This window comes from Parasynechococcus sp., from assembly GCF_042954245.1.
In the GTDB taxonomy this organism is placed as follows: Bacteria; Cyanobacteriota; Cyanobacteriia; order PCC-6307; family Cyanobiaceae; genus Parasynechococcus.
Window position 1 is genome coordinate 1 of record NZ_JBGKDP010000260.1, and the last position, 3434, is coordinate 3434.

General features: G+C 63.1%; 4 protein-coding genes and 1 pseudogene. 3 read left to right on the forward strand and 2 right to left on the reverse strand.

Going from position 1 to position 3434, the window contains the following annotated elements; all coding sequences use genetic code 11:
- A pseudogene (locus tag ACGVJ8_RS11950) lies at window positions 1-299 on the forward strand (IscS subfamily cysteine desulfurase); the annotation flags it as partial.
- Here ACGVJ8_RS11950 and rsmH read toward each other — a convergent pair.
- Window positions 296-1180: a 16S rRNA (cytosine(1402)-N(4))-methyltransferase RsmH gene (rsmH, locus tag ACGVJ8_RS11955; RefSeq protein ID WP_392348381.1), complete on the reverse strand. Its 885-nt coding sequence runs from the start codon at window positions 1178-1180 to the stop codon at window positions 296-298. The pseudogene ACGVJ8_RS11950 and the gene rsmH overlap by 4 nt on opposite strands.
- A 54-nt stretch (window positions 1181-1234) precedes the next feature.
- On the opposite strand from rsmH, the gene ACGVJ8_RS11960 reads away from it, so the two are divergent.
- Both ACGVJ8_RS11960 and ACGVJ8_RS11965 read left to right on the forward strand, forming a co-directional pair.
- Window positions 1235-2419, forward strand: a complete 1185-nt coding sequence (locus ACGVJ8_RS11960) for an NAD(P)H-quinone oxidoreductase subunit H (RefSeq protein ID WP_392348383.1) — start codon at window positions 1235-1237, stop codon at window positions 2417-2419.
- Between the two features lie 233 nt (window positions 2420-2652).
- Complete coding sequence (locus tag ACGVJ8_RS11965; protein ID WP_392348385.1) at window positions 2653-2793, forward strand: hypothetical protein; 141 nt, start codon at window positions 2653-2655, stop codon at window positions 2791-2793.
- Window positions 2794-2797: 4 nt separating this feature from the next.
- Here the strand turns inward: ACGVJ8_RS11965 and ACGVJ8_RS11970 are convergent, their stop codons facing one another.
- On the reverse strand, window positions 2798-3391 hold the full coding sequence (locus tag ACGVJ8_RS11970; RefSeq protein ID WP_392348387.1) for a hypothetical protein: 594 nt from the start codon (window positions 3389-3391) through the stop codon (window positions 2798-2800).
- Window positions 3392-3434 lie beyond the last annotated feature (43 nt).

Genomic DNA, 3434 nt, shown 5'->3' on the forward strand with positions numbered 1-3434 from the left:
TGCTGCTCAATGGAGCTCTACAGCCGCGCTTGCCCCACAACCTCAACATCAGCCTGCCCGGGGTGAACGGCAGCCGCCTGCACCGGGCCCTGCGCCCGCACCTGGCCTGCAGCAGTGGCTCCGCCTGCAGCACTGGCGCCCCGTCCCACGTGCTGCAAGCGATCGGCCGCTCGCGCGCTGAAGCCGAAGCCTCCGTGCGGCTGAGCCTAGGGCGCGAGACCACAGCCGCCGACGTGGATCAGGCCATCACAGCGATCACCGACGCCGCAGCTGCCGCCGGGTTCCTCAGCGGTCGCTAAGCAGGGGCCAAACGCTGGGCCACCCGCCATTTGGCACTGCGGCTGCGGGGGTTGGCCTCTTCCTCCTGCTCGGTGGCCCCCACCGGCTTGCGGGTGATCCGTTGCAAGCGCTCATCGCGCAGGAAGGCGGTCTTGACGCGGCGGTCTTCCAGGGAATGAAAACTGATGATCCCCAGCAGGCCCTCGGGCTCCAGCCAGTCGGGGGCCTGCTGCAGCAGGCGATCCAGCACCCCCAGCTCATCATTCACCGCAATCCGCAGGGCCTGGAAGGTGCGGGTGGCAGGGTGAATCCGCCCCCGCCGCGCCTTGGGGGGATAGCAACCGGCCACGGCGTAGGCCAAGGCCGCGGTACCGTCATAAAATCCCTTGTCCTTGAGGTCGGTTTTGATCCGCCTGGCGATGCGGCGGGAGAGCCGTTCCTCCCCGTAGCCATAGATCAGATCCGCGAGCTCATTCTCCTCTAGGCGATCAATCAGTTCAGCCGCGGTCTCCCCCGCTCCGCCGGCATTCATTCGCATGTCCAAAGGACCATCCAGGCGAAAACTGAAGCCCCGCTCCGCCACATCCAGCTGCGGGCTGCTCACCCCCAGATCCGCCAGCACCATCACGGCAGGCTCGGGCGGCACATAGTCGGCAAAATTGGTGGCCACGATCGAGACGCGATCGCCGAAGGGGGCCAGACGCTCCGCCGCCGCGGCCCGGGCCGTGGCGTCCTGGTCCAAACCGATCAATCGCAGGCTGGGATGCTGTTCCAGCAACAGGGCGCTGTGGCCACCTCCACCGAGGGTGGCGTCGATCAACAGGCCATCCGGACGGGGGATCTGCCGGGTCGCATCCAGCACCGCATCGGCCAGCACGGGCACATGGCTGAAGGGGGGCACAAGCCACAGGCGGAAACTCCTTAAGATCTACCCATCGATCGGACCACCTCTCCCATGACGCAGCTGGAAACGCGCACGGAGCCCATGGTGGTGAACTTCGGGCCCCACCACCCCTCCATGCACGGGGTGCTGCGGCTCGTGGTCACCCTCGATGGTGAGGACGTGGTCGACTGCGAACCGGTGATCGGTTACCTCCATCGCGGCATGGAGAAGATCGCCGAGAACCGCACGAACGTGATGTTCGTGCCCTACGTGAGCCGCATGGACTACGCGGCGGGAATGTTCTACGAGGCGATCGTGGTGAACGCCCCGGAAAAACTGGCGAACATCCCAGTGCCCAAGCGGGCGAGCTACATCCGAGTGCTGATGCTGGAACTCAACCGCATAGCCAATCACCTGCTCTGGCTTGGCCCCTTCCTGGCAGACGTGGGGGCTCAGACACCGTTTTTCTACATCTTCCGCGAGCGGGAGATGATCTACGACCTCTGGGAAGCCGCCACCGGCCAGCGTCTGATCAATAACAACTATTTCCGCATCGGCGGCATCGCCGCTGATTTGCCCTGGGGCTGGCTTGAGAAGTGCCGTGATTTCTGCGACTGGTTCGGCCCCAAGATTGATGAATACGAAAAGCTGATCACCAACAACCCGATTTTCCGGCGCCGGATTGAAGGTTTGGGAACGATCAAGAAGGAAGACGCCATCAACTGGAGCCTCTCCGGCCCGATGCTGCGCGCCTCCGGTGTGCCCTGGGATCTACGCAAGGTGGATCACTACGAGTGCTACGACGACTTCGACTGGCAGGTGGCCTGGGAGAAGGAAGGCGACTGCTACGCCCGATATCGCGTGCGCATCGAAGAAATGCGCCAGTCGCTCAAGATCCTGCGCCAGGCCTGTGACATGATCCCCGGCGGCCCCACCGAAAACCTCGAGGCCACGCGCCTCAACGAAGGTAAGGGCAGCGATGCCGCTGGTTTCGACTTCCAATACGTAGCCAAGAAGGTGGCTCCCACCTTCAAGATCCCCAACGGTGAGCTCTATACCCGGTTGGAATCGGGCAAGGGCGAGATCGGCGTGTTCATCCAGGGCAACAACGACGTCACCCCCTGGCGTTTCAAGATCCGTGCTGCCGACAGCAACAACCTGCAGATCCTTCCCCACATCCTCAAGGGACAAAAGGTGGCTGACATCATGGCCATCCTCGGTTCCATCGACGTGATCATGGGATCGGTGGATCGCTGATCTCTGAACCGTTTTCTGCGGTGGTTGCAACGCGCGGGCTACCGGCTGCCCGCGGCTCTGACTTGTGCGTTGTGGCTCGAGGGCCTGCATCAAGGCCTGCCTGGCATTGGCTGTCCGCTGCGTGCCCTGCCCCAAATGCTTTCTGACCCGCGCGACGGGGACAGCACTCAACGGTGATCTGAGCGGATCGCTGCAATGGCCATCTGTTTGGCCCCATTGCCGCCCTGGGGCTGGTGCTCTGGAGTGTGCTGGCGCTCCAGCAACGGCGTCTCATCCCCAGAGGTCTGCCCCTCTGGCCCCTGCCGGTGTTGGCTGGAGGGTTGATCAGCTACTGGCTGCTGCGCCTGAGCACCAACAGCTGGCCCAGTGGCTGAGGCCTCAGCGCAATAGGCCACGCTGATAGGCGACGTTCTGGAGGAAAAAGCTGGCCATGGGGATCACCACAAAGCCACCTAGACCGCAGGTCGCCAGGGCCAGCAGCCCCACAACGATGCCCGTCAACACCTCAAGCCCCACAAAGCTCAAGCCGTTCTCCGAGCGATACACCACCTGAAACGAGTGGGCAAAGGCTTCACCGATGGTCATGTCGGTGACGAAGATGCGATTCACGAACACCGGTGTCACCAACGCCACGGCAATACCGGGAAGGATGTAGAGCAGAAAGCCAATGGTGGTGACCAGCGAGAAGAACAGCCCCGCCAGGACGTAACGCCACCAACGGCCGGTGAGCAGCTGAGCGGCAGCTGAAATCGTCAGCACCTCACCGCGTTCGTAGTAGAGGGCAGGAACGGCCACCAACAACATCGACAACAGGCTGGCGAGGATGGAGAAAGGCAACTGAACCAATTGAGCGAGCACCGCTCCGAGTCCCAATGCCACATCGCTGCTGCCGATGATCGCCGACACCGCAACGATGATCAGGCCGTACGCCAGAACAGCGAGCAGCGACAGCACGATCGAGCCCCCCGCCATTCAGAAGGCCTGGCAGGCCTTCTGAATGGATGGGGGCTCGAAG

Excerpts from the sequence above, each read along its gene's own strand:
- ACGVJ8_RS11960 (WP_392348383.1), top strand. The coding sequence starts at position 1,235 with ATGACGCAGCTGGAAACGCGCACGGAGCCCATGGTGGTGAACTTCGGG.
- ACGVJ8_RS11970 (WP_392348387.1), bottom strand. The coding sequence starts at position 3,391 with ATGGCGGGGGGCTCGATCGTGCTGTCGCTGCTCGCTGTTCTGGCGTAC.